Origin of the sequence: Lentzea aerocolonigenes (genome assembly GCF_000955955.1) — a bacterium.
In the GTDB taxonomy this organism is placed as follows: domain Bacteria; phylum Actinomycetota; class Actinomycetes; order Mycobacteriales; family Pseudonocardiaceae; genus Lentzea; species Lentzea aerocolonigenes_A.
Genome location: NZ_JYJG01000624.1, coordinates 1 through 2065, shown reverse-complemented (window position 1 = coordinate 2065; position 2065 = coordinate 1). Strand labels below are relative to the sequence as shown.

At 63.9% G+C, this 2065-nt stretch carries 2 protein-coding genes; both read right to left on the bottom strand.

What is annotated here, in order from left to right; all coding sequences use genetic code 11:
• Nucleotides 1-27: 27 nt before the first annotated feature.
• Nucleotides 28-372: a hypothetical protein gene (locus tag UK23_RS47990; protein ID WP_045318555.1), complete on the bottom strand. Its 345-nt coding sequence runs from the start codon at nucleotides 370-372 to the stop codon at nucleotides 28-30.
• Between the two features lie 182 nt (nucleotides 373-554).
• A partial coding sequence (locus UK23_RS47985; RefSeq protein WP_045318554.1) for a methylmalonyl-CoA mutase family protein occupies nucleotides 555-2065 on the bottom strand: 1511 nt, incomplete at its 5' end.

Here is a 2065-nt window from a genome sequence, read left to right as displayed (position 1 = left end):
ACCCTTGGAATCAACCGTCTAGGCGATCTAGGCGATCTGGATCGACACGATGCGGCAGTAGTCACAGCCGTCGTCGAAACCGGGGAAGAAGATCCGGTCGAAGTAGGTGCCGAACCGGTCGTAGAACTTCACCCTCGCCGTGTTGTTACCGGCGTGGACCCAGGTGATGTTGTCGAGACCCACCTGGACCACGTTGCCGGTCTGCGGGTTCTCGCCCGCGTAGCAGTACTTGTCGGTCGTGGAGTTGTTGCGGAAGAACTCGAAGAAGACGTGCTTGCTGACGCACTCCTGGTAACCGACCTGGTGCGTGGCGGAGGCCGGCGTGACGAAGCCGACCGTCAGCAGCAGGGCAGCACCCAGCGCAGCGATCATTGCCCGCATTCTCATGCGAAATAACCCCCCAATTCAGTTTACCTACCCCAGATGTCATCAACTTCAGTTGATGACAGCAGCAACAGACTGCCCGAGGATCACGCAGCCTGTCAAGGTGGGTTCAAACGAGAGGGCCGCTCATCAACCGAGGTTGATGAGCGGCCCTCTCGTCTTTGACACGACTAGATGTTGCGCCGGTACTGGCCGCCCACCTCGAAGAACGCCTCGGTGATCTGCCCGAGCGTGCACACCCGCGCCGCGTCCATCAGCACCGCGAACACGTTCTCGTTGGTCTGCGCCACTTCCCGCAGCCGGGACAAAGCCTTCTCCGCCTCATCCCGGTGTGCCGCCTGGTAAGCACGCGTGCGCTCGACCTGTGAGGACTTCTCCTCCTCGGTCGCACGAGCGAGCTCGATCTTCACGACCTCCCGCGAGCCGTCCTCCGGCAGGAAGGTGTTGACGCCGACCAACGGCAGCGAGCCGTCGTGCTTGCGCTGTTCGTAGAGCATCGACTCGTCCTGGATGCGGCCGCGCTGGTAGCCGGTCTCCATCGCGCCGAGCACGCCGCCGCGTTCGGAGATGCGGTCGAACTCCGTCAGCACGGCCTCTTCGACGAGGTCGGTCAGCTCGTCGATGACGAACGAGCCCTGCAGCGGGTTCTCGTTCGCGGACAGGCCCCACTCCTTGTTGATGATCATCTGGATGGCCATCGCGCGGCGCACCGACGACTCGGTCGGCGTGGTGATCGCCTCGTCGTAAGCGTTGGTGTGCAAGGAGTTGCAGTTGTCGTACAGAGCGCACAACGCCTGCAGCGTGGTGCGGATGTCGTTGAAGTCCATCTCCTGCGCGTGCAGCGAACGGCCAGAGGTCTGCACGTGGTACTTGAACTTCTGCGAACGCTCGGCGGCGCCGTAGCGGTCGCGCATGGCCACGGCCCAGATCCGCCGCGCCACCCGGCCGATCACGCTGTACTCGGCGTCCATGCCGTTGGAGAAGAAGAAGCTCAGGTTCGGCGCGAAGTCGTCGATGTTCATGCCGCGCGCCAGGTACGACTCGACGTAGGTGAAACCGTTGGCGAGCGTGAAAGCCAGCTGGCTGATGGGGTTCGCGCCGGCCTCGGCGATGTGGTAGCCGGAGATCGACACCGAGTAGAAGTTGCGCACCTGCTGCTGGATGAACCACTCCTGGATGTCCGCCATCATGCGCAGCGAGAACTCCGTGGAGAAGATGCAGGTGTTCTGGCCCTGGTCCTCCTTGAGGATGTCGGCCTGCACGGTGCCGCGGACGTTGGCGAGCGCGAACCTCCGGAGCTGGTCGTACTCGGCGGCGTCCGGCTCGCGGTCGTGCTCGTCGCGGAACTTGGTGACCTGCTGGTCGATCACGGTGTTCAGGAAGTACGCGAGAATCGTCGGTGCCGGGCCGTTGATCGTCATCGACACGGACGTCGTCGGTGCGACGAGGTCGAAGCCGTCGTACAACGCCTTCATGTCGTCCAGCGACGCGATCGAGACACCGGACGTGCCGATCTTGCCGTAGACGTCCGGCGGGGTGTCGGGGTCGCGGCCGTACAACGTCACCGAGTCGAACGCGGTCGACAGCCGCGTGGCCGGGTTGCCCTTCGAGAGGTACTTGAAGCGGCGGTTGGTGCGGAACGCGTCGCCCTCGCCGGCGAACATGCGCGCCGGGTCCTCGC